Source organism: Variovorax endophyticus (assembly GCF_025376855.1).
In the GTDB taxonomy this organism is placed as follows: Bacteria; Pseudomonadota; Gammaproteobacteria; order Burkholderiales; family Burkholderiaceae_C; genus Variovorax.
Genome location: NZ_JAHUTH010000007.1, coordinates 282,478 through 304,129, shown reverse-complemented (window position 1 = coordinate 304,129; position 21,652 = coordinate 282,478). Strand labels below are relative to the sequence as shown.

Below are 21,652 nucleotides of genomic sequence, written 5' to 3'. Positions count from 1 at the left end.
GCGCAGGCACTCGCCCGCGAAGAACTTGAAGATCTGGCCCGCGCGCGTGGCCTCGCCGATGCCTTCGGCCTTGGTCTTGCCCTCCTCGCGCGCCAGCAGCGTGCCGAGTTCCTCCTTGCGCGCGAGGATCTCGTTGCCGATCTTGTCGAGCGCGTCGGAGCGCGCCTGCACGCTGCCCGTGGCCCAGGCCGGGAAGGCCGCGGTGGCGGCGGCCACGGCCGCTTCGACATGGCTCGCGTCGCCTTGCGTGTAGTGGCCCAGCACGTCGCCGAGGTTGCTGGGGTTGACGTTGGGGCTGTAGCTCGCGCCGGCGCGCCATTCGCCGCCGATCAGGTTGTCGTGGTTCTGCATGGAATGCATCCTTGTTGCTGCGTAAAGAACGGAATGAGGGGTGAGACCGGCGGTCTCAGCGGACCATGCAGGGCCGCTTGTTGTCGAAGCGCCAGTTGGGGATCAGGTACTGCATCGCCTGCGCATCATCGCGCGCGCCCAGGCCATGCTTCAAGTAGAGGTCATGAGCTTTTTTGACTTCGTCCATGTCGAGCTCCACGCCGAGGCCGCCGCGCGTGGGCACCTTCACGAAGCCGCCCTCGATGCGCAGCGGCGCCTTCGTCAGGCGCTGGCCGTCCTGCCAGATCCAGTGCGTGTCGATGGCCGTGACCTTGCCCGGCGCGGCCGCCGCCACGTGCGTGAACATGGCGAGCGACACATCGAAGTGGTTGTTCGAATGCGAGCCCCAGGTCAGGCCCCAGGCCTGGCACAGCTGGGCCACGCGCACCGAACCGGCCAGGGTCCAGAAGTGCGGGTCGGCCAGCGGGATGTCGACCGACTGCAGCGACAGGCTGTGGACCATCTCGCGCCAGTCGGTGGCGACCATGTTGGTGGCCGTGGGCAGGCCGGTGGCGCGGCGGAACTCGGCCATCACCTCGCGGCCCGAGAACACGCCCTCGGCGCCGCACGGGTCCTCGGCATAGGCCATCACGCCATGCAGGTCGCGGCACAGCCGCACCGCGTCGGCCAGCAGCCAGCCGCCATTGGGATCGAGCGTGACGCGCGCCTGCGGAAAGCGCTCGTGCAGCGCGCGGATCGCCTCCACCTCCTCCTCGCCGCGCAGCACGCCGCCCTTGAGCTTGAAGTCGGTGAAGCCGTAGCGCGCATGCGTGGCCTCGGCCAGGCGCACGATGGCTTCGGGGGTCATGGCCTCCTCGTGGCGCAGGCGGAACCAGTCGTTGTCGGCGCCCGGGTCGCTGTCGTAGGGCAGGTCGGTCTTCGCGCGGTCGCCGATGTAGAACAGGTAGCCGAGCATCTGCACCGCGTCGCGCTGCTGGCCCTCGCCGAGCAGCGCCGCCACCGGCACCTCGAGGAACTGGCCCAGCAGGTCGAGCAGCGCGGCCTCGACGGCCGTGACCGCATGGATGGTCACGCGCAGGTCGAAGGTCTGCAGGCCGCGCCCGCCGCTGTCGCGCGCGGCGAACTCGCGGCGCATGGCGTTGAGCACGGCGTTGTGGTTGCCTATGGGCTGGCCCACGACCAGGGGACGCGCGTCCTCGAGCGTCTGGCGGATCTTCTCGCCGCCGGGCACCTCGCCCACGCCGGTGCGCCCGGCGCTGTCGGTGAGGATCAGCAGGTTGCGCGTGAAGAAGGGGCCGTGCGCGCCGCTGAGGTTCATCAGCATGCTGTCGCGGCCCGCGACCGGGATCACCTGCATCTCGGTGACGACGGGGGTGGAGGAACGGGAGTCCGGGAGCGTCATGGCTTTGGCGTCGGTTCTGAAGGCTGCGGGCCCGCGGGGCCCTTGTCGATCGGCGTGATCAATCGGCGGTGATGTGCCGGGTTTCGATCAGGGTCTTCCAGCGCGTCCATTCGCGCGCCTGGAAGGCGGTGAATTCCTCGGGCGTGCTCGCGACGATCTCGAGGCCCTGCTCGAGCATGCGCTTCCTGGTCTCGGGATCCTGCATCGCGGCCACCACGGCATCGGCCAGCTTCTTCTTCGTGGCCGGCGGCAGTCCGCGCGGCGCGGCCACGCCCTGCCACGAATAGACCTCGGCGCCCTTCACGCCGGCCTCGGCCAGCGTGGGCAACTCGGGCAGCACGGGCGAGCGCTTGTCGCCGGTGACGGCAATGGCGCGCAGCTTGCCGGCGCGGATGTGCGGCAGCACGGCATTGACGTTCTGGAACGAGAAGTCGACCTGGTTGCCGAGCAGGTCGTTGACCGCCGGCGCGCCGCCCTTGTAGGGCACGTGCACGCCCTCGGTCTTCGTCTGCTGCCAGAACAGCTCGGCCGACAGGTGATCGGAGGAGCCGTTGCCCGAGCTCGCGAACGAGACCTTGCCCGGCGTCTTGCGCAGCAGCGCGAGCACCTCGGCTACGGTCTTCTCGGGCCGCGCGACGTTGGCCACCAGCACGTTGGGCGCCTGCACGGGCACGCTGATGTAGTCGAAGTCCTTGGTCGCGTCGTAGGGCACGCTCTTCTGCAGGTGCGGCGTGACGACGAAGGCGCCGAGCGAGGACACCAGCAGGGTGTAGCCGTCGGGCGCCGCGCGCTTGACGAAGCCGGTGCCGATGGTGCCGGTGGCACCGGGCCGGTTGTCGACCACGAAGCTGCCGCCGAGCTTCGTCTGCAGCTGCAGCGCCAGCGCGCGCGCCACCATGTCGGTGGAGCCGCCCGCGGGGAACGGCACGATGACGGTCACGGGCTTCTGCAATGGCCAGTCGCCTTGTGCGAAGGTGGCCATCGGCAGCCAGGCCGCGGCGGCCAGGCCGGCCGCGAGCAATGCTCTGCGCTTCATGCGTGTCTGCCCCGGATCAGGAGGCGCGCACGGCCTGGCGCGCAAGCAGCTTCCAGTTGCCGCCCTGCTTCTGCCACACGCCGAGGATCTTCAGCGCCACCTTGCCGGGCTTGCCCGAGTCGTTGGTGTCGGCGGCCAGCGCATGGCGCACGATGGCGGTGCGGGCATCGACCACCTTCACGGTCTGCTCGGTGATGGTGATGGTCACGAAGTCGGACTTGCCGTCGAGCAGGTCGGCGATGAAGCTTTCCTTGGTGTCGACCTTGCCGCCCGAATGGCCGTAGCTGAGCTCGTCGGCCACCAGCGCCGACAGCGCGGGACGGGTCGGGTCGACCATCGCGATGCGCAGGCGCTCGGCGGCCGCGGCCACGTCGGCCGCATCGGAGGCGCTGCCGCCACCCGTGGGCATGACGTTGGCGCAACCCGAGAACAGCGCCGCGGCGGCGGCAACGAGGAACAGTTTCTTCAGCATGTCGTCATCTCCGGTGTTTTGTATTTGCTTCTCTTTCGACAGCGGCGCCGCTTACTGCGGACCCAGCTTCTCGATCAGCGCGGCGAGCTGCGCGACCTCGTCGGGCTTGAGGTCGGTCAGCGGCGCGCGCACCGGGCCGGCGTCATGGCCGACGATCCTGGCGCCGGCCTTGACGATGCTCACGGCGTAGCCCGGCACGCGGTTGCGCAGCTCGAGGTAGGGCATGAAGAAGTCCTTCAGCAGGCGGTGCTGGGTCGGCAGGTCGTCGTTGGCGACGGCGTTGTAGAAGTCCATCGCGGTCTTCGGGATGAAGTTGAAGACGGCCGACGAATACACCGGCGTGCCCATGGCCTTGTAGGCCGCGGCATAGACCTCGGCCGTGGGCAGGCCGCCCAGGTAGGCGAAGCGGTCGCCCATCTTCTGGTAGATGGCGACCATCGCCTCGATGTCGCCCACGCCGTCCTTGAAGCCCACCAGGTTCGGGTTGCGTTCGGCCAGGCGCGCCAGCGTGTCGGGTTTGAGGCGGCTGGTGGCGCGGTTGTAGACGATCACGCCGAACTTCACGCTCCTGCACACGGCCTCGACGTGCGCGGCGATGCCGTCCTGGCCGGCTTCGGTCAGGTAGTGCGGCAGCAGCAGGATGCCGTGCGCGCCGGCCTTCTCGGCCGCCTGCGCGCACTGGATCGCGAAGCGCGTGGGGCCGCCGGCGCCCGCGATGATCGGCACCTTGCCGCGGCAGGTGTCGACCGCGGTCTGGATGATGCCGGGGTACTCCTCGCCGGTCAGCGAGAAGAACTCGCCCGTGCCGCCGGCCGCGAACAGCGCGCTGGCGCCATAGGGCGCGAGCCATTCGAGGCGCTCGATGTAGCCCTTCTGGTCGAAGTCGCCGTTGGCATCGAAGTCGGTCAGCGGGAACGAGAGCAGGCCGGAGCCCATGATGTTTTTGAGTTCTTGCGGGTTCATCGAAGAAAACGTCCAGTGAAAGAAATGAAGAAAGGGTTGGAAGCGGCGAGCGCGTTCAGTCGAGCTTGATGCTGGCGTCGGCCACCACCTTGGCCCAGCGCGCACGTTCCTTGTCGAAGAAGCGCTCCTCCTCGGCCGGGGTCATGGTCACCACCTCGGCGCCCTGCCCCGCGAGGCGCGAGCGGATGTCGGCCGTGCGGATGACGGCGATCAGTTCCTTGTTGAGGCGCTGCACGATGGCATCGGGCGTGCCGCGCGCGACGCGCACGCCCTGCCAGGTGCCCGATTCGTAGCCGGGCACGCCCTGCTCGGCGATGGTCGGCACGTCGCCGATCAGCGGCATGCGCGTGGCCTTGGACACGCCCAGCACCTTGAGGCGGCCGCCCTGCACCTGCGGCAGGGTGGCGAGCATGCCGTTCATCAGCACCTGGGTCTGGCCCGAGACGGTGTCCTGCACCGCCTGCACGCCGCCCTTGTAGGGCACGTAGGTCCACTTGGCGCCGCTCGCGCGCTCGAGCGCCACGCCGGCCAGGTGCGGTGCACTGCCGGTGGCGGTCACGGCGAAATTCAGTTCGGAGGTCTTCGACAGCGCGACCAGTTCCTTGAGGTTGTTGGCCTTCACCGACGGATGCACCACCAGCAGGTGCGGCGAATAGGCCAGCATGGTCACGCCGCGCAGGTCCTTCGACGGATCGAAGGACAGCCTGGTGTAGACCGAGGGGCTGATCGCCAGCGCGCCCACGTCGCACAGCAGCAGCGTGTAGCCGTCGGGCGCGGACTTGGCGACGAAGTCGGCGCCCAGGTTGCCGTTGGCGCCGGGCTTGTTCTCGACGATCACCGGCTGCTTCAGCGCCTCCGACAGCGGCTGGCTGATGGCGCGCGCGATGATGTCCGACGAACCGCCGGGCGGGTACGGCACCACGATGCGCAGCGGCTTCGCGGGCCAGCCGGCGGTGCTGGCTTGCGCCAGGGCGAACCCCGGCAGGCTTGCGGCCAACGTCGTGGCCAGTGCGGCGCTGAGCGCGCCGCGGCGTTTGATGGTCATCCTCTGCCTCCAGTTGTCTCGATGGTCGATGCCTCGCTCGTTGGCCTTGCGAGTTATCAGTCATCGTACAACTAGAAAAACAAGTTGTCCAGCATCACGAACGCCAAAAGGCGTTCGCGGGGCTAGTTATCGGAGGACTTGGCCGCTTCGGCCTTCTTCTGCGCCGCTTCCTGAGCCATGCGCAGCCGTTCGCGGCTGTTGGTCAGGTGGATGCGCATCGCGGCGCGGGCCGACTCGGGGTCGCGCCGCGCGATCGCCGCATAGATCTCTTCATGCTCGCGGTTGACGCGGCTGAGGTAGGCCCCGCCCTCCTGGTGGCGGATCGCGCTGATGCGGGTGCGCGGGATGATCGTCGTGCCCAGGTGCCGCATGATGTCGGCGAAATAGGGGTTGCCGGTCGACTGGGCGATCTGCAGGTGGAAGCGGAAGTCGGGCGCCACGGTATCGCCCGAGACGGTCACGTTGTGCTCGAAATCGTCGAGCGCCTGGCGCATCGCGACCAGCTGCTCCTCGGTGCGGCGGCTCGCGGCCAGTCCGGCGGATTCGGTCTCGAGGCTGATGCGAAGCTCGAGCACGGCCAGCACGTCGACCGAGGTCGCGATCTCGCCCGGCTCGAGCCGGAACACCCCGCCCGGGCGCGGCTGCAGCACGAAGGTGCCGACGCCGTGCAAGGTCTCCACCAGCCCGCCGGCCTGCAGCTTCGACAGCGCCTCGCGCACCACGGTGCGGCTCACGCCATAGGCCTGCATGATCGCCGACTCGGTCGGCAGCTTGTCGCCCGGCCGCAGCGCCTGGCTGCGGATCTTCTCGCCCAGGTCTTCCACCAGGCCGTGCGCCAGTCCGCGCGCGCGCTGGCGCGGCCGCCCCACGAAGGCGCTGCCGCCCTTCGCGGCGGAGGCGCCGGTTTCCGGCGCATCGGAAACCAAGGGATTACCCGCAGTCGTCTGGTCCATGCCCACGATCATAATCTCCCGTCAGTTGTACGACAACAGATAACCTATCACTCAAAAACTGTCCAAGCGCCTTTTTCGCACCGCCGCGGGTGGTGTTCCGGAAGCGGCTTTCGCATGAAGTATTCGCTCGATTTCTCTCCGCTGGCATCGTACTGGCCCGTGTTCGTCAACGGGGCATGGCTGACCCTGAAGATGACCGCGCTGGCCGTGCTGATCGGCGTGTGCGTGGGCACGCTGGTGGCTTTCGCCAAGCGCAGCCGCATCCGGCCGCTGTCGCGCGCCTGCTCGATCTACATCGAGGTGGTGCGCAACACGCCGTTCCTGGTCCAGATCTTCCTTTTGTATTTCGGCCTCGCGAGCTTCGGCCTGCGCATGCCGACCTTCGCGGCCGCGGTGCTGGCGATGGTGATCAACATCGCGGCCTACGCGGCCGAGATCATCCGCGCCGGCCTCGAGTCGGTGCCGCGCGGGCAGATCGAGGCGGCCGAATGCCTGGGCCTGTCGAAGTGGCGCATCGGCTGGCACGTGATGCTGCAGCCCTCGATCGAGAAGGTCTACCCCGCCCTCACGAGCCAGTTCCTGCTGATGATGCAGGCCTCGGCGATGGCCTCGCAGATCTCGGCCGAGGAACTCACGGCGATCGCCAACACCGTGCAGTCCGACACCTTCCGCTCGCTCGAGACCTACATTGTGGTCGCGGCCCTCTACCTGGTGCTGTCGCTTCTCATCAAGCTCGTGACCTGGGCGCTCGGCGAGTACATGTTCCGCCGCCGCCGCGTGGTGCGCCGCGCGGCCGCGCAGGCCGGCAAGGCGCAGCCGGCCGCAGCGGCCGCCGTTGCGATCCATGGGGGTGCAGCGTGAGCATCGGCCACTTCACCTTCACGCACCTGATGTACCTGGTGCAGTCCATCGGCTGGACCCTGGTGCTCTCGGCCATCGCCTTCGCGCTCGGCGCCATCGGCGGCTTCGGCCTGATGCTCGCGCGCATCTCGCCGCGGCCCTGGCTGCGCTGGCTCGCCCTGGTCTACATCGAGTGCATCCAGGGCATCCCGCTGCTGATCCTGCTGTTCATCGTCTACTTCGGCCTCTCGGTCTACGGCCTCGCGCTGCCCTCGCTGATCGCGGCCGGCATCGCGATGATGATCTACGTCAGCGCCTACCTCGGCGACATCTGGCGCGGCTGCGTCGAGGCCATGCCCAAGCCGCAGTGGGAAGCCTCCGAATGCCTGGCCTTCACGCGCTGGCAGACCTTGCGCCTGGTGATCATCCCGCAGGCGGTGCGCCTGTCGCTGCCGCCCACGGTCGGCTTCCTGGTGCAGATCATCAAGATGACCTCGCTGGCCTCGGTGATCGGCTTCGTCGAGCTCACGCGCGCCGGCCAGATCATCAACAACACCATCTTCCAGCCCTTCCTGGTCTTCCTCCTGGTCGGCGCTTTCTATTTCGCCCTGTGTTATCCGCTGTCGCGCTGGAGCGAAGCGATGGAGAAGAAGCTCAATGTCGCCAATCGTTGAATCCCTGCGCACCCCCTACATGGACGCCAGCGTCGGCACGGCCGGCGGCGGTGCCGCGCAGGTCCCGGGCGCCGCGCCCATCGTGCGCCTGGACCAGGTCTACAAGAGCTTCGGCGCGAACCAGGTGCTCAAGGGCGTCTCGTTCGAGGTCGCCAAGGGCGAGATGATCGCCATCATCGGCGCCAGCGGCTCGGGCAAGAGCACGGCGCTGCGCTGCATCGACCGGCTCGAGGTGATCGACCGCGGCAGCATCGAGGTCTGCGGCATCCGCGTCGACGATCCCGCGGTCGACCTCAAGCGCCTGCGGCTCGAGGTCGGCATCGTGTTCCAGAGCTACAACCTGTTCCCCCATCTCACGGTGCAGGAGAACATCATGCTGGCGCTGCGCCACGTGAAGAAGCTCTCGCGCGGCGAGGCCGCCGAGGTCGCGATCCGCGTGCTCGACCAGGTGGGCCTCAAGCAGAAGGCCGACGCCTATCCCGAGCAGCTCTCGGGCGGCCAGCAGCAGCGCGTGGCCATCGCGCGCTCGCTCGCGATGTCGCCCAAGGTCATGCTGTTCGACGAGGTGACCTCGGCGCTCGACCCCCAGCTCACCGGCGAGGTGCTGCGCGTGATGGAGGACCTCGCAGCCGGCGGCATGACCATGCTGCTGGTGACGCACGAGATGGCCTTCGCCAAGCGCGTGGCCGACCGGATTATCTACATGCATCAGGGCACCGTGTGGGAGACCGGCCCGGGCGAGATGCTCGACGCGCCGCGCACGCCGGAGCTGCATGCCTTCCTGAACAACGGGCTGTAAACAGGCAGCCCGGGTCTTTCTCTTTACTCCCATACCAAACCACACCAGGAGATATTCATGAAACTCGGCAAAGCCTTCACCCGCAGCTGCATCGCGCTGGCCCTCGTGGCCGGCGTGGCACAGGCCGCCATGGCCGACCAGCTCGACGACATCAAGAAGGCCGGCAAGATCCGCGTCGCGATCGCCATGGGCACGCCGCTGTTCAGCTTCGCCGACGCCAACCTGCAGCCCACCGGCTCCGACGTCGACACTGCCGCGCAACTGGCCAAGGACCTGGGCGTGAAGCTCGAGATCGTCTCGGTCACCAACGCCGCGCGCGTGCCCACGCTGCAGGCGCAGCGCGCCGACATCGTGGTGGCCGACCTGTCGATCACGCCCGAGCGCGAGAAGGTGGTCGACTTCTCGACGCCCTACGCCGTCATCAGCATCATCGTGGGCGGCCCCAGGAGCATCAAGGTCACGGACTACGCCGACCTCAACGGCAAGCGCATCGGCCTGACGCGCGCCACCGTCAACGACACGCTGACCACCCAGCAGGCCAAGGGTGCCGAGATCGTGCGCTACGAGGACGACGCCACGCTGATCACCTCGATGGTCACGGGCCAGATCGACCTGTTCTCGAGCACGCCTTCGAACCTCAGCGAAATGATCAAGCAGGCCCCGGCCAAGAACCTCGAGCTGAAGTTCTCGCAGAAGGACTTCGACCTGGGCATCGCGCTCAACAAGGAGCAGCCCAAGCTCAAGGAGTGGATCAACAACTGGGTCGTGACGAACCAGAAGAACGGCAAGCTCAACGCCATCTACAAGAAGTACCACGGCCGCGACCTGCCCGAGCGCATCACCAAGCTGTAAGGACGAGCGACGGATGGAATCGAACAAGAAACTCGACCGGCTGCTGTTGACCGGCGCCGCTGGCGGCCTCGGCAAGGTGCTGCGCGAACGGCTCAAGCCCTATGCGGACGTGCTGCGCGTGTCCGACATCGCGGCGCTCGCGCCGGCCGCCGACGCGAGCGAGGAAGTGGTGCCCTGCGACCTCGCGGACAAGGCCGCGGTGCATGCGCTGGTCGAGGGCTGCGATGCCATCGTGCACCTGGGTGGCGTGTCGGTCGAGCGGCCGTTCGAGGAGATCCTCGAGGCCAACATCAAGGGCGTCTTCAACGTCTACGAGGCCGCGCGCCGCCACGGCGTGAAGCGCGTGGTGTTCGCGAGCTCGAACCACGTGATCGGCTTCTACCGGCAGGACGAACGCATCGACGCCCATGCCGCGCGTCGGCCCGACGGCTACTACGGCCTGTCGAAGTCCTTCGGCGAGGACATGGCGCAGTTCTACTTCGACCGCTGGGGCATCGAGACCGTGAGCATCCGCATCGGCTCCTCGTTCCCCGAGCCGGCGAACCGCCGCATGATAAGCACCTGGCTCAGCTACCGCGACCTCACCACGCTGATCGAGAAGTCGCTGTTCACGCCCGGCGTGAAGCACACGGTGGTCTACGGCATGTCGGCCAACCGCGACGTGTGGTGGGACAACAGCGCGGCCGCGCACCTGGGCTTCGTGCCGCAGGACGGCTCCGAGGTGTTCCGCGACAAGATCGAGCAGCAGCCGCCGGTGGCCCCCACCGATCCCAACGCGATCTACCAGGGCGGTGCCTTCACGGCGCAGGGCCCGTTCGGCGATTGAGCGGCACGCCCAGCATGCAGGCCGAACTCGTTCTCGACGCGCGCAACGGCACCGGCGAAAGCCCGGTCTGGCATGCGGCCGAGCAGGCGCTCTACTGGGTCGACATCCCGGCGCGCGCGCTGCACCGCTGGCACGCCACCGAGGGCCATGCCAGCTGGAGCGCGCCCGAGATGATCGCCTGCATCGCGCCGCGCGCCGACCGCCCCGGCACCTGGATCGCGGGCATGGAGAGCGGCCTGTTCTCGCTCGAACCGCGGGCCGACGGCACGCTGGCCGCCACGTCGGTCGCGCCGGTCGAGCACGCGGCTCCCGCGATGCGCTTCAACGACGGCCGCTGCGACCGCCAGGGCCGTTTCTGGGCCGGCACCATGCTGCTGGACATGGCCGCGGGCGCGCGCGTCGGCCGCCTCTACAGCCACGGCCGGGGCGACGCGAGCGCCGCCTTGCGCCTCGACGACCTGATCGTGCCCAACGGCCTGGCCTGGAGCCCCGACGGCCGCACGATGTACCTCTCCGATTCGCACCCGAGCGTGCAGGCCGTCTGGGCCTTCGACTACGACACCGCCAGCGGCACGCCGTCGAACCGCCGACTGTTCGTCGACATGAAGCCCCTGCCCGGCCGCCCCGACGGCGCCGCGATGGATGCCGAGGGCTGCTACTGGATCTGCGGCAACGACGCCGGCCTGGTCCACCGATTCACGCCCGGGGGCCGGCTCGACCGCTCGCTCGCGGTGCCGGTGAAGAAGCCCGCGATGTGCGCCTTCGGCGGCGCGGGCCTCGACACCCTGTTCGTCACCTCGATCCGGCCGGGCCACACCGACCTGTCGGACCAGCCGCTGGCCGGCGGGGTGTTCGCGCTGCGGCCGGGCGTCACTGGATTTCCCGAGCCGATGTACGGCACTTGATTGGGTACCTGAGTCTTTGCGCTTTCATTTTCACGACAACCAACGATCAGAGGACGAGACAGACATGAAACTCCAGAAGACACTCATCGCACTTGCAGTCGGCGCCGCGGCCATGCTGACCACCCTGGCCGCCAGCGCCACCGAGTTCCGCTCGGCCGACATCCATCCCGACGACTACCCCACCGTCACCGCCGTCAAGTTCATGAGCGAGCGCCTCAAGGCGCTGTCGGGCGGCAAGCACAGCATCAAGGTCTTCAACAACAGCGCGCTCGGCAGCGAGAAGGACACCATCGAGCAGACCAAGATCGGCGCGCTGCAGATGGTGCGCGTGAACATCGCGCCGATGAACAACATCTGCGCCGAGACGCAGGTGCCCACCATGCCCTTCCTGTTCCGCTCGGTCGACCACCTGCACAAGGTGCTCGACGGTCCGGTCGGCGAGGAGATCCTCAAGTCCTGCGAGAAGCAGGGCTTCATCGGCCTGGCCTTCTACGACAGCGGCGCGCGCTCGATGTTCACGGCCAAGAAGCCGGTGCGCAGCTTCGCCGACATGAAGGGCCTGAAGGTGCGCGTGCAGCAGTCCGACCTCTGGGTCTCGATGATCGAGGCCATGGGCGCGAACGCCACGCCGATGCCCATGGGCGAGGTCTACACGGGCCTGAAGACCGGCCTGGTCGACGCGGCCGAGAACAACTATCCGAGCTACGAGAGCGCGCGCCTGTTCGAGGTGGCCAAGTACTACACCAGGACCGAGCACTCGATGGCGCCCGAGATGCTGCTGTTCTCCAAGCGCGCCTGGGACAAGCTCTCGGCCGAGGAACAGGGCTGGATCCGCCAGGCCGCCAAGGAATCGGTGCCCTACATGCGCAAGCAGTGGGAGGAGCGCGAAGTGAAGTCGCTGGCCACCGTGAAGGCCGGCGGCGCCGAGATCATCGACATCGACAAGGCCGCCTTCCAGGCCGCGATGAAGCCGGTGTACGACAAGTTCATCACCGACGCGAAGCTCAAGGACCTGGTGAAGCGGGTGCAGGACACGAAGTAACCCGCCTCGCGGCATCGGCCTGTTGATCGGCTCCTTCCCCCACTGGGGGAAGGCCGGGATGGGGGCACCGCGGCGCCCGACGGAGGCGCCGCCTGCCCCTCCCCTGCCCTCCCCCAGAGGGGGAGGAAGAAAGAAGGAAGACCTCATGTACACCAAACTCTGCCGCACGCTCGCGCGTGCCTGCATGTGGCTGGGCATCCTCGGACTCGTCGCGGTGATCTGCGCGGTGAGCTGGCAGGTGTTCGGCCGCTACGTGCTCAACAACACCCCGACCTGGGCCGAGAGCCTCGCGCTGCTGCTGGTGCTCTACGTCACCATGCTCGGCGTGGCCGTGGGCGTGCGCGACGCCGGCCACATCGGCCTCGAATCCTTCCTCGTGCTCGCGCCCGACTGGCTGCGGCTGAAGATGGAATACCTGATCCACGCGCTGATCCTGGTCTTCGGCGCCGCCATGGCCTGGAACTGCGCCGAGCTGGCCGATTCGGTCTGGGAATACCGGCTGCCCACGCTGTGGATCTCCGAAGGCTGGAAGTACATCCCCGCCGCCGTCTCGGGCGTGCTGATCGTCCTGTTTTCCATCGAACACATCATCGCGCTCGCCAAGGGCCGCGAAGTCGAACCCGCCTGGGGATAAGCCGCCATCATGACGATCCCGCTCCTCATCCTCTGCCTCTCGTTCACGCTGTTCCTGCTGCTCGGCGTGCCGGTGGCCTTCTCCATCGGCCTGTCCGCGCTCGCCACCCTGCTCTACGAAGGCCTGCCGCTGGCGGTCGGCTTCCAGCAGATGACCTCGGGCATGGGCATCTTCTCGTTCCTCGCGATCCCCTTCTTCATCTTCGCGGGCGAGCTCATGCTGTACGGCGGCATCGCCGACCGCATCGTCAACTTCGCGCGCGCGCTGGTGGGCCACGTGCGCGGCGGCCTCGGCATGTCGAACGTGGTGGCCTGCACGCTGTTCGGCGGCGTCTCGGGCTCGCCCGTGGCCGACGTCTCGGCCATGGGCGCCGTGATGATCCCGATGATGAAGAAGGAGGGCTACCACGCCGACTACGCGGTCAACGTGACGACCCACGCGGCCCTGGTCGGCGCGCTCATGCCCACCAGCCACAACCTGATCATCTATTCGCTGGCAGCGGGCGGCAAGGTGTCGATCGCGGCGCTGATCCTCGCGGCGCTGCTGCCGGCGGCGGTGCTCACGCTCAGCAACCTCGCGGCCGCCTACCTGGTGGCGGTGAAGCGCGGCTATCCCGCGGGCACCTTCCCGGGCTGGGACATCGTGTGGCGCTCCTTCGCCGCCGCGCTGCCCGGCCTGTTCGTGGTGGTGCTGATCCTCGGCGGCATCCTGTCGGGCATCTTCACGGCCACCGAGTCGGCCGCGGTCGCGGTGATCTACGCGCTGCTGCTCACCATCTTCCTCTACCGCACGCTGAAGTGGGAGCACTTCATCAAGGCGGCCTCGAAGGCGGTGCGCACCACCGGCGTGATCCTGCTGCTGATCGGCATCTCGAGCACCTTCGGCTACCTGATCAGCCTCTACGGCGTGGCCGAGCTCACGGGCCAGATGCTGTCGCAGGTCACGACCACGCCGTGGATGATCTTCCTGCTGATCAACATCATCCTGTTCGTGCTCGGCACCTTCCTCGACATGGCGGCCACCATCCTGCTGTGCACGCCGATCTTCCTGCCGATCGCGCAGCACTACGGCATGAGCTCGGTGCAGTTCGGCGTGGTGATGCTGATCAACTGCGCGCTCGGCCTCAACACCCCGCCCGTGGGCACCACCCAGTTCGTGGGCTGCGCGATCGGGGGCGTGTCGGTGGGCCAGGTGATGCGCACCATCTGGCCGTTCTACGGCGCGCTGATCTTCGCGCTCGGCGTCGTGACCTTCGTGCCGGCCTTCTCGACCTGGCTGCCGAGCATGTTCATGGTCGTGCGCTGATGACCGAGCCCGTGCGCCCGCCGCTGTACATCCGCATCCATCCGGCGGACAACGTCGCCATCGTCGCCAACGACGGCGGCCTGAAGGCCGGCGCGGTGTTCGCCGACGGCCTCGCGCTGGTGGACAACGTGCCGCAGGGCCACAAGGTGGCGCTGGCCGATCTCGCCGAGGGCGAGGCGATCCGGCGCTACGACGTGGTGATCGGCTATGCGCAGAAGGCGCTGCCGCGCGGCAGCTGGGTGCACGAGCGCGTGATGCGCATGCCGACCGCGCCCGAGCTCGACGGCCTGCCGATCGCCACCGTCAAGCCGCCGCCGATGGCGCCGCTCGAGGGCTTCAGCTTCGAGGGCTACCGCAATGCCGACGGTTCGGTGGGCACGCGCAACATCCTCGCGATCACGCAGACGGTGCAGTGCGTGGCCGGCGTCACCGAGTTCGCGCTGCAGCGCATCAAGCGCGAGCTGCTGCCCAAGTACCCGAACGTCGACGACGTGGTCGCGCTCGAGCACGGCTATGGCTGCGGCGTGGCGATCGACGCGCCCGACGCGATCGTGCCGATCCGCACCCTGCGCAACATCAGCCTCAATCCGAACTTCGGCGGCGAGGTGATGGTGGTGAGCCTGGGCTGCGAGAAGCTGCAGCCCGAGCGCCTGCTGCCGCCCGGCAGCATCCCGATCGCCGATGGCCGCGATGCCGACCTCGACGTGGTCTGCCTGCAGGACGACGAACACGTGGGCTTCATGTCGATGATCGATTCGGTCATGCGGCAGGCCGAGCAGCACCTCGCGCGGCTGAACGCGCGCCGGCGCGAGACCGTGCCCGCGAGCGAGCTCGTGGTGGGCGTGCAGTGCGGCGGCAGCGACGCCTTCTCGGGCGTCACCGCCAACCCGGCCGTGGGCTTCTGCACCGACCTGCTGGTGCGCGCGGGCGCCACCGTGATGTTCTCGGAGACCACCGAGGTGCGCGACGGCATCGACCAGCTCACCGCGCGCGCCAGCACGCCCGCGGTGGCCGAGGCCATGGTCCGCGAGATGGCCTGGTACGACGACTACCTGCGCAAGGGCCGCGTCGACCGCAGCGCCAACACCACGCCCGGCAACAAGAAGGGCGGCCTGTCGAACATCGTCGAGAAGGCGATGGGCTCGATCGTGAAGTCGGGCTCGGCGCCGATCTCGGGCGTGCTCGCGCCCGGCGAGAAGGCCACGCACAAGGGCCTGATCTACACCGCCACGCCGGCCAGCGACTTCATCTGCGGCACGCTGCAGCTCGCGGCCGGCATCAACCTGCACGTGTTCACCACGGGCCGCGGCACGCCCTACGGGCTGGCCGAGGTACCGGTCATCAAGGTCGCCACGCGCAGCGACCTCGCGCGCCGCTGGCACGACCTGATGGACGTGAACGCGGGCCGCATCGCCGATGGCGACGCCACGATCGAGGAGGTGGGCTGGGAGCTGTTCCGCCTGATGCTCGACGTCGCCAGCGGCCGGAAGAAAACCTGGGCCGAGCACTGGCAGTTGCACAACGCGCTGGTGCTCTTCAACCCGGCTCCCGTGACCTGAGAAAAAAGAGGCAGGCGCGGGTATTCCGGACGACCCGGCAAAGGGGGCCGGGCGTCCTTCTTTCAACCGAGAGAGGAGACCGAGGATGCAAAGAACCCGTTTGGTGGCGAGCATGATCGCCGGCGCTGCCCTGCTGGCCGCGTGTGGCGGCGGCGGCGGTGGTGGCGGAGCGAGCTTCGTGCCGCTGCCACCCGCGGCGAACAACCCGCCGCCCGAGACACCCGTGCCGCCCGAGGTGCAGGCAGCCCAGCCGAAGCTGTCGAACACGCCGATGGACGAGATCGTGAGCAGCCACCTGCTGCCCACCATCGAGCGCCTGTTCGCGCAGGTGCGCGCGCAGAAGCTCGACACCGTGCTGCTGGGGCAGAAGGTGTTCGCGCCCGGCAGCAAGGACAAGTTCCTGCCCGGCAAGGTGGCGATCGGTTTTTCGTACATCCTGCTGAACACGCCCAGCTCCGACCCCAAGTACCGCGAGTACATCGACGGCTACCGCGAGATCGCCGACGCGACCATCGACGTGACCAACGACAGCTGGGGCATCTACTACTACATGTCGGCGCTGTGGAAGCTCAAGAAGGCCGGCCTGCTCGAGGGCAGCGGCGCCGCGATCTCGCCGGCCACGCTCGACAAGCTCAAGACCAAACTCAACTGGACTGCCTTCGTCGACCCTGCCGACTATTCGCTGATCGGGTTGCCGACCAACTACTACGGCGTGGCTTTCAGCATCGCGCGCCTGCGCCACCTCATGGGCTGGGAAGGCCCCGAGGCCAGCGAGGCGCTGCTGCAGAAGATGATCAACCACTACAAGACCTTCTCGGCCTTCGGCTTCTCCGACGAGACCGACGGCAGCGGCCGCTTCGACCGCTACAGCGTGCTGCTGATCGGCGAGATCATGCAGCGGCTGATCGAGACCGGCATGACGGTGTCGGCCGAGGACGAGGCCTCGCTCAAGGGCTGGCTGCGCCAGTCGGTGGACGTGATCAAGGTGCGGCTGAACCCGGCCGGCAACGGCGTGGACTACGGCCGCAGCCTCGCGGGCTATGCCGACACGGCCTTCGCCGAGGTCCTGTCGGCGGCCGAGCACATGAACGTGCTGAACGAGGAGGAGAAGCAGATCGCCTATGCCTTTGCCACGCGCGTCACGGCCAAGTACGTGGAGTTCTGGTACGACGCCGAGCTCGGTTCGCTCAACATGTGGCAGAAGGGCCGGCGCGTCGACAGCTACCGCGGCATCGACCGCGTGCTCGGCGAGAACCTGAGCCTGTCGCACCAGCTGATCTACACCAACAACCTCTGGAAGTCGGCCGGCTACGCGCAGAAGGCGCCGGTGTCGACGCAGACCTTCCTGGCCTACCTCGACAGGCAGCCGCGCGCCACGCTCACGAAGTTCGCGGGCTTCGACGGCGCAGCCTCGACCTACGACCGCGGCCTGGTGACCTACCGCGACGGCCTGCGCGTGATCAGCCTGCCGGTGGTCAACGGTGCGAAGACCTATCACCACACCAACCCCTACTTCGCGATCCCCCACTCCTACAACATGCTCTCGGGCGTGGCCGACACCCAGTGGCCGCAGCTGCAGCCGCGCTTCACCGTGGCGACCGGTTCGCAGCCGCTGATCCCCGCGGCCTACCAGAAGAACCTGAAGATCGCCGAGGCCGGCCAGGTGCTCACCGTGAGCTACGACCAGGACGCGATGGACCGCGCCACCTCGGGCAACGACCCGATCAAGGACCCGCGCATCACCTCGAGCACGCGCTACACCTTCGAACCCGGCCGGATCACGCGCGTCGACACCTACACGCCCGCGGCCGCGCTCGACATCGCGAAGCTCGAGCTCGAGTTCGGCAGCTACTCCGACGGTGCCCGCGCGCTCGGCGGCAACCGCTTCGCCTTCGCGAACGGCGACGTGCAGGGCTTCGCGGTCGAGGGCCTGCAGGACTGCGCGGCGGTCGACGTGCGCGAGAACCTCGACTACAACACGCCGACCGGCGCGCTGAAGACCAGCATCCGCTGCAGCACGCCGGCCTTCAGCCTGGCGGCGCCGCTCACGATCAAGTGGGTGCTCGAGTACCGCTCGCCGAGCGTGGCGGGCATCGCGCCGAAGTGACCCACCGCCCGGCCGCCGCGAGACGGCCGGGCTTTTTTTCTCCAACCACGACAAGCCCCATGGAAGACCTCAGGAACAAGACCGCCCTCGTGACCGGCGCCAGCACCGGCATCGGTGCCGCGGTGGCCATCGCCTTCGCCGCGCGCGGCATGCGCGTGGCGGTGCACTACAACAGCTCGGCCGATGCCGCGAACCAGGTGGTCGAGACCATCCGCGCCGCCGGCGGCAGCGCCTTCGCGGTCAAGGCCGACGTGCGCGACACGGCCGCGATCCGCGACTGCGTGCAGCGCACCGTCACCGAGTTCGGCCGCATCGACGTGCTCGTGAACAACGCCGGCAGCCTGGTCAAGCGGGTGCCGATCGCCGAGTTCGACGATGCGTTGTTCGACGAGGTGCTGCATGTCAACGCGCGCTCGGTGCTCGCCTTCTGCCGCGAGACGGTGCCGCTGATGCGCCGGCAGGGCGGCGGCAACATCATCAACGTGACCTCGGTCGCGGCACGCACCGGCGGCGGCCCCGCCGCCTACCTCTACGCGGGCGCCAAGGGCTTCGTGAGCACGGCCACCCACGGGCTGGCCAAGGAACTGGTGGGCGACAGCATCCGCGTCAACGCGGTGGCGCCGGGCGTGATCCAGACGCCGTTCCAGGACCGCTTCTCCACGCCCGCGATGCTCGAGAACTTCAGGGCCGGCATCCCGATGGGACGCCTCGGCGAGCCCGAGGAGTGCGTGGGCGCCTTTCTCTTCCTCGCTTCGGAACAGCTCTCGGGCTATGTCACGGGGCAGGTCATCGAGGTGAACGGCGGGCAGTACATGCCCTGAGTTTTCGAAGCAACAACCACTGGAGACAACATGAACAGAAACGACTTCCTCCGCGGCCTCGCCGCCTTCTCGGCGACGGCCGCGCTCTCGCTGGGCCTGGCCGCCACGGCCTCGGCGCAGGCCAGCGACTATCCGAACCGCACCATCGAGCTGCTGGTGCCCTACCAGCCCGGCGGCGGCACCGACGGCCTGGCGCGCGCCTTCTCGGATGCGAGCCGCAAGTACATCTCGCAACCCATCGTGATCGTCAACCGCCCCGGCGCGGGCGGCGCCATCGGCTGGACCGAGGTGATCAATTCCAAGCCCGACGGCTACAAGCTCGCGGTGCTCACGGTCGAGCTGCTCACGCTGCCGCACCTGGGCCTGGCGAAGTTCAACTACGACGACTTCCAGCCGATCGCGCAGCTCAATGCCGACCCGGCCGCGATCACGGTGAAGGCCGACTCGCCCTGGAACACGATCGAGGACTTCCTCGCCGCCGCGAAGAAGGACCCGGGCAAGGTGAACGTCGGCAATTCGGGCAACGGCTCGATCTGGCACCTGGCCGCGGCCGCGCTCGAGGACAAGACCGGCACCAAGTTCGGCCACATCCCGTTCCAGGGCGCGGCGCCCGCGGTGCTCGCGCTGCTCGGCGGCCACATCGACGCCGTGGCCGTGAGCCCGGCCGAGGTGACGACCCACGTGCAGGGCGGCAAGCTCAAGGTGCTGATGGTGATGGCCGACCAGCGCGTGAAGGGCTTCGAGAAGGTGCCGACCGCGAAGGAGCGCGGCATCGACCTCACGATCGGCACCTGGCGCGGTCTGGGCGCGCCGAAGAACACGCCGCCCGAGGTGATGGCGCGGCTGCGCGAGATCACGGCCAAGACCGCGGCCGAGCCGCTGATGCACGAGGTGATGGACAAGCAGAACCTGGGCTACGTCTACACCGACGGCGCGGCCTTCAAGGAGACGCTGGCCAAGGACAACGCCTACTTCAAGGCGCTGATCACCAAGCTCAACATCAAGCCGTGAGCACCGCCATGCAACGCCGCACCCTGATCCGCAGCGCCCTCGCCACGCCGCTGCTCGCCGCCCTGCCCCATGCCTTCGCCCAGGGCAACTGGCCGACGGGCAAGGCCATCACCTACCTCGTGCCCTTCCCGGCCGGCGGCACCACCGACGTGCTGGGCCGGTTGATCGGCCAGAAGCTCGGGCCGGTGCTCCACACCAGCGTCATCATCGACAACAAGGGCGGGGCCGGCGGCAGCGTCGGCTCGGAGATCGGCGCGCGCGCCGCGCCCGACGGCTACACGCTGGTGGGCGGCACCATCAGCTCGCACGCGATCAACGTGAGCCTTTACCCAAAGATCGGCTACGACCCGCAGAAATCCTTCGCGCCGGTCACGCTGATCGGCACCAACCCGGTGGTGCTGGTGGTGAACCAGGCGAGCCCGCACAAGACGCTCAAGGACGTGCTCGAGGCCAGCAAGGCCAAGGCCGGCGGGCTCTCGTCGGCCTCGGCCGGCACCGGCACTTCGCAGCACCTGGCGCTGGAACTGCTGGCCTACAAGTCGGGCGTGAAGTTCACGCACATCCCCTACAAGGGCAGCGGCCCGGCGATCCAGGACGTGATCGGCGGCCAGGTCGACATGATGTTCGACACCACGGTGGTGGCCGGCCCGCACATCCAGAGCGGCAAGCTGCGCGCGATCGCCGTCACCTCGGCGAAGCGGCTGGCCTCGATGCCCGAGGTGCCGACGGTGGCCGAGTCGGGCATCGCGGGGCTGCAGGACTTCGAGGTGGTGTCGTGGCAGGCGATCTTCGTGCCCGCGGGCACGCCCGCGCCGGTGGTGCAGCGGCTGCACACGGAGATCCGCACCATCCTCGCGACCCCGGAGATGCAGGACAAGCTCAAGGGCTTCGGCATGGAGCCCGCGGACCTGGGCACGGCGCAGATCGCGGCCTTCCAGAAGGCCGAGGTCGAGAAATGGGCGCAGGTGATCAAGGCGGCGGGGATCAAGGCCGAGTAGCGGAAAAGCGCCCGGCGGCCGCGGCCGGGAAATTCCGCGCAATTCGCCCCCGCGAAATCCCGAGGGAAGTTTCCTACGCCCCGGGCCGGGCCCGCTTTATAGAATGCCCCTCCCATCCAAGAACCAGAAGCTCCGCACGTGTCTGATCGCTCCGCTGTCCTGCCCCAATACCTGTTCCCCAAGCAGGCACTGACCAATTTCGCCGGCTGGGTCGCGGGCAAGGAGCGGGGAGCGGTCACCACCTGGATCATCCGGCGCTTCGTCGACAAATACGGCGTCGACATGAACGAGGCGCTCGAGCCCGATATCGCGCACTACAAGAGCTTCAACCAGTTCTTCACGCGCGAGCTCAAGCCCGGCGTGCGCCCGCTCGCCGACGCCGACCTGATCTGTCCCGTCGATGGTGCGATCAGCCAGTTCGGTGCGATCGAGGGCGACCAGATCTTCCAGGCCAAGGGCCACAACTACAGCACCACGGCCCTGGTGGGCGGCGACGCGGCGCTCGCGGCACAGTTCGCGCACGGCAGCTTCGCCACGCTGTACCTGAGCCCGCGCGACTACCACCGCATCCACATGCCCTGCGACGGGCGGCTGCTGCGCATGATCCACGTGCCGGGCGAGCTGTTCTCGGTCAACCCGACCACCGCGCGCGGCGTGCCGGGCCTGTTCGCGCGCAACGAGCGCGTGGTCTGCGTCTTCGAATCGGCCCATGGCCCCTTCGTGCTGGTGCTGGTCGGCGCCACCATCGTCGGCAGCATGGCGACCGTGTGGCACGGCGTGGTCAACCCGCCGCGCGGGGGCGAGCTGCGCGAATGGCGCTACGACGACCGTCGGATCGAACTGCGCAAGGGCGAGGAGATGGGCCGTTTCTTGCTCGGCTCGACCGTCGTCATGCTGTTCCCCGCGCCCGCGGTGGCCTTCAATTCCGAATGGGCGCCCACGCGCCCCATCCGGCTGGGCGAAGCCATGGCGAATTTTTCGAAGATGTGACGCTTTGTCTCTGGAGCCGCATGCAGCGTACGCCCATAGCTATAAAACTAGTAGCATCGCAATCATT

Annotated in this window: 22 protein-coding genes; 15 read left to right on the top strand and 7 right to left on the bottom strand. The window is 68.2% G+C overall.

Annotated elements, in window-relative coordinates; all coding sequences use genetic code 11:
• The 7 genes from KV106_RS12065 to KV106_RS12035 form a co-directional block, all read right to left on the bottom strand.
• On the bottom strand, positions 1 to 351 hold a 351-nt coding region (locus KV106_RS12065), incomplete at its 3' end, for an aldehyde dehydrogenase family protein (RefSeq protein ID WP_261210505.1).
• A gap of 55 nt (positions 352 to 406) precedes the next feature.
• Positions 407 to 1,753, bottom strand: coding sequence for a glucarate dehydratase (gene gudD, locus KV106_RS12060; protein ID WP_261210504.1), 1,347 nt, complete (start codon positions 1,751 to 1,753; stop codon positions 407 to 409).
• A gap of 58 nt (positions 1,754 to 1,811) precedes the next feature.
• Entirely contained in the window at positions 1,812 to 2,735 is a 924-nt protein-coding gene (locus KV106_RS12055) for a Bug family tripartite tricarboxylate transporter substrate binding protein (protein ID WP_409976513.1), read from the bottom strand.
• 70 nt (positions 2,736 to 2,805) lie between these two features.
• Positions 2,806 to 3,261, bottom strand: coding sequence for a nuclear transport factor 2 family protein (locus tag KV106_RS12050; RefSeq protein ID WP_057594496.1), 456 nt, complete (start codon positions 3,259 to 3,261; stop codon positions 2,806 to 2,808).
• A gap of 51 nt (positions 3,262 to 3,312) precedes the next feature.
• Positions 3,313 to 4,224, bottom strand: a complete 912-nt coding sequence (kdgD, locus tag KV106_RS12045) for a 5-dehydro-4-deoxyglucarate dehydratase (RefSeq protein WP_057594497.1) — start codon at positions 4,222 to 4,224, stop codon at positions 3,313 to 3,315.
• Positions 4,225 to 4,279: 55 nt separating this feature from the next.
• Positions 4,280 to 5,269 carry a Bug family tripartite tricarboxylate transporter substrate binding protein gene (locus tag KV106_RS12040; protein WP_261210502.1) on the bottom strand — a complete coding sequence of 330 codons (990 nt, stop codon included), beginning with the start codon at positions 5,267 to 5,269 and terminating at the stop codon, positions 4,280 to 4,282.
• 122 nt (positions 5,270 to 5,391) lie between these two features.
• A complete protein-coding gene (locus KV106_RS12035) occupies positions 5,392 to 6,222 on the bottom strand; it encodes a FadR/GntR family transcriptional regulator (RefSeq protein WP_057594531.1) in 831 nt (276 codons plus the stop codon).
• Positions 6,223 to 6,336: 114 nt separating this feature from the next.
• On the opposite strand from KV106_RS12035, the gene KV106_RS12030 reads away from it, so the two are divergent.
• From KV106_RS12030 to asd, 15 genes are all read left to right on the top strand, one after another.
• A complete protein-coding gene (locus KV106_RS12030) occupies positions 6,337 to 7,083 on the top strand; it encodes an amino acid ABC transporter permease (RefSeq protein WP_057594499.1) in 747 nt (248 codons plus the stop codon).
• 29 nt (positions 7,084 to 7,112) lie between these two features.
• The gene (locus KV106_RS12025; protein ID WP_057594532.1) at positions 7,113 to 7,736 is read left to right on the top strand and encodes an amino acid ABC transporter permease; all 624 of its coding nucleotides are present in this window, start codon (positions 7,113 to 7,115) and stop codon (positions 7,734 to 7,736) included.
• Complete coding sequence (locus tag KV106_RS12020; protein WP_409976511.1) at positions 7,720 to 8,535, top strand: amino acid ABC transporter ATP-binding protein; 816 nt, start codon at positions 7,720 to 7,722, stop codon at positions 8,533 to 8,535. Before KV106_RS12025 ends, KV106_RS12020 begins: the two co-directional genes overlap by 17 nt.
• 57 nt (positions 8,536 to 8,592) lie before the next feature.
• Positions 8,593 to 9,387, top strand: coding sequence for a transporter substrate-binding domain-containing protein (locus KV106_RS12015; RefSeq protein WP_261210501.1), 795 nt, complete (start codon positions 8,593 to 8,595; stop codon positions 9,385 to 9,387).
• 13 nt (positions 9,388 to 9,400) lie between these two features.
• Positions 9,401 to 10,213, top strand: coding sequence for an NAD-dependent epimerase/dehydratase family protein (locus KV106_RS12010; protein ID WP_261210500.1), 813 nt, complete (start codon positions 9,401 to 9,403; stop codon positions 10,211 to 10,213).
• 14 nt (positions 10,214 to 10,227) lie between these two features.
• Positions 10,228 to 11,118, top strand: coding sequence for an SMP-30/gluconolactonase/LRE family protein (locus KV106_RS12005; protein WP_261210499.1), 891 nt, complete (start codon positions 10,228 to 10,230; stop codon positions 11,116 to 11,118).
• Positions 11,119 to 11,182: 64 nt separating this feature from the next.
• Positions 11,183 to 12,160: a TRAP transporter substrate-binding protein gene (locus tag KV106_RS12000; RefSeq protein ID WP_261210498.1), complete on the top strand. Its 978-nt coding sequence runs from the start codon at positions 11,183 to 11,185 to the stop codon at positions 12,158 to 12,160.
• Positions 12,161 to 12,305: 145 nt separating this feature from the next.
• Positions 12,306 to 12,794 (top strand): TRAP transporter small permease, encoded by a 489-nt coding sequence (locus KV106_RS11995; RefSeq protein WP_057594505.1) that lies wholly within the window; start codon positions 12,306 to 12,308, stop codon positions 12,792 to 12,794.
• Between the two features lie 9 nt (positions 12,795 to 12,803).
• A complete protein-coding gene (locus tag KV106_RS11990; protein ID WP_057594506.1) occupies positions 12,804 to 14,099 on the top strand; it encodes a TRAP transporter large permease in 1,296 nt (431 codons plus the stop codon).
• Complete coding sequence (garD, locus tag KV106_RS11985; RefSeq protein ID WP_261210497.1) at positions 14,099 to 15,658, top strand: galactarate dehydratase; 1,560 nt, start codon at positions 14,099 to 14,101, stop codon at positions 15,656 to 15,658. The genes KV106_RS11990 and garD overlap by 1 nt, the downstream gene beginning before the upstream one ends.
• 85 nt (positions 15,659 to 15,743) lie before the next feature.
• A complete protein-coding gene (locus KV106_RS11980; RefSeq protein WP_261210496.1) occupies positions 15,744 to 17,765 on the top strand; it encodes a lipocalin family protein in 2,022 nt (673 codons plus the stop codon).
• Positions 17,766 to 17,824: 59 nt separating this feature from the next.
• A complete protein-coding gene (locus KV106_RS11975; protein ID WP_261210495.1) occupies positions 17,825 to 18,586 on the top strand; it encodes an SDR family NAD(P)-dependent oxidoreductase in 762 nt (253 codons plus the stop codon).
• Positions 18,587 to 18,616: 30 nt separating this feature from the next.
• Complete coding sequence (locus tag KV106_RS11970) at positions 18,617 to 19,597, top strand: Bug family tripartite tricarboxylate transporter substrate binding protein (RefSeq protein ID WP_057594510.1); 981 nt, start codon at positions 18,617 to 18,619, stop codon at positions 19,595 to 19,597.
• A gap of 8 nt (positions 19,598 to 19,605) precedes the next feature.
• Positions 19,606 to 20,595, top strand: a complete 990-nt coding sequence (locus KV106_RS11965) for a Bug family tripartite tricarboxylate transporter substrate binding protein (protein WP_057594533.1) — start codon at positions 19,606 to 19,608, stop codon at positions 20,593 to 20,595.
• 138 nt (positions 20,596 to 20,733) lie between these two features.
• Positions 20,734 to 21,585, top strand: coding sequence for an archaetidylserine decarboxylase (asd, locus tag KV106_RS11960; protein WP_261210494.1), 852 nt, complete (start codon positions 20,734 to 20,736; stop codon positions 21,583 to 21,585).
• The last annotated feature ends 67 nt before the right edge of the window (positions 21,586 to 21,652 follow it).

What these genes read in the sequence shown, in the direction of transcription:
- gudD (WP_261210504.1), bottom strand. Translation starts at nt 1,753, where the DNA reads ATGACGCTCCCGGACTCCCGTTCCTCCACCCCCGTCGTCACCGAGATG.
- KV106_RS12055 (WP_409976513.1), bottom strand. Translation starts at nt 2,735, where the DNA reads ATGGCCACCTTCGCACAAGGCGACTGGCCATTGCAGAAGCCCGTGACC.
- KV106_RS12050 (WP_057594496.1), bottom strand. Translation starts at nt 3,261, where the DNA reads ATGCTGAAGAAACTGTTCCTCGTTGCCGCCGCCGCGGCGCTGTTCTCG.
- kdgD (WP_057594497.1), bottom strand. Translation starts at nt 4,224, where the DNA reads ATGAACCCGCAAGAACTCAAAAACATCATGGGCTCCGGCCTGCTCTCG.
- KV106_RS12040 (WP_261210502.1), bottom strand. Translation starts at nt 5,269, where the DNA reads ATGACCATCAAACGCCGCGGCGCGCTCAGCGCCGCACTGGCCACGACG.
- KV106_RS12035 (WP_057594531.1), bottom strand. Translation starts at nt 6,222, where the DNA reads ATGGACCAGACGACTGCGGGTAATCCCTTGGTTTCCGATGCGCCGGAA.
- KV106_RS12030 (WP_057594499.1), top strand. Translation starts at nt 6,337, where the DNA reads ATGAAGTATTCGCTCGATTTCTCTCCGCTGGCATCGTACTGGCCCGTG.
- KV106_RS12025 (WP_057594532.1), top strand. Translation starts at nt 7,113, where the DNA reads ATGTACCTGGTGCAGTCCATCGGCTGGACCCTGGTGCTCTCGGCCATC.
- KV106_RS12020 (WP_409976511.1), top strand. Translation starts at nt 7,720, where the DNA reads ATGTCGCCAATCGTTGAATCCCTGCGCACCCCCTACATGGACGCCAGC.
- KV106_RS12015 (WP_261210501.1), top strand. Translation starts at nt 8,593, where the DNA reads ATGAAACTCGGCAAAGCCTTCACCCGCAGCTGCATCGCGCTGGCCCTC.
- KV106_RS12010 (WP_261210500.1), top strand. Translation starts at nt 9,401, where the DNA reads ATGGAATCGAACAAGAAACTCGACCGGCTGCTGTTGACCGGCGCCGCT.
- KV106_RS12005 (WP_261210499.1), top strand. Translation starts at nt 10,228, where the DNA reads ATGCAGGCCGAACTCGTTCTCGACGCGCGCAACGGCACCGGCGAAAGC.
- KV106_RS12000 (WP_261210498.1), top strand. Translation starts at nt 11,183, where the DNA reads ATGAAACTCCAGAAGACACTCATCGCACTTGCAGTCGGCGCCGCGGCC.
- KV106_RS11995 (WP_057594505.1), top strand. Translation starts at nt 12,306, where the DNA reads ATGTACACCAAACTCTGCCGCACGCTCGCGCGTGCCTGCATGTGGCTG.
- KV106_RS11990 (WP_057594506.1), top strand. Translation starts at nt 12,804, where the DNA reads ATGACGATCCCGCTCCTCATCCTCTGCCTCTCGTTCACGCTGTTCCTG.
- garD (WP_261210497.1), top strand. Translation starts at nt 14,099, where the DNA reads ATGACCGAGCCCGTGCGCCCGCCGCTGTACATCCGCATCCATCCGGCG.
- KV106_RS11980 (WP_261210496.1), top strand. Translation starts at nt 15,744, where the DNA reads ATGCAAAGAACCCGTTTGGTGGCGAGCATGATCGCCGGCGCTGCCCTG.
- KV106_RS11975 (WP_261210495.1), top strand. Translation starts at nt 17,825, where the DNA reads ATGGAAGACCTCAGGAACAAGACCGCCCTCGTGACCGGCGCCAGCACC.
- KV106_RS11970 (WP_057594510.1), top strand. Translation starts at nt 18,617, where the DNA reads ATGAACAGAAACGACTTCCTCCGCGGCCTCGCCGCCTTCTCGGCGACG.
- KV106_RS11965 (WP_057594533.1), top strand. Translation starts at nt 19,606, where the DNA reads ATGCAACGCCGCACCCTGATCCGCAGCGCCCTCGCCACGCCGCTGCTC.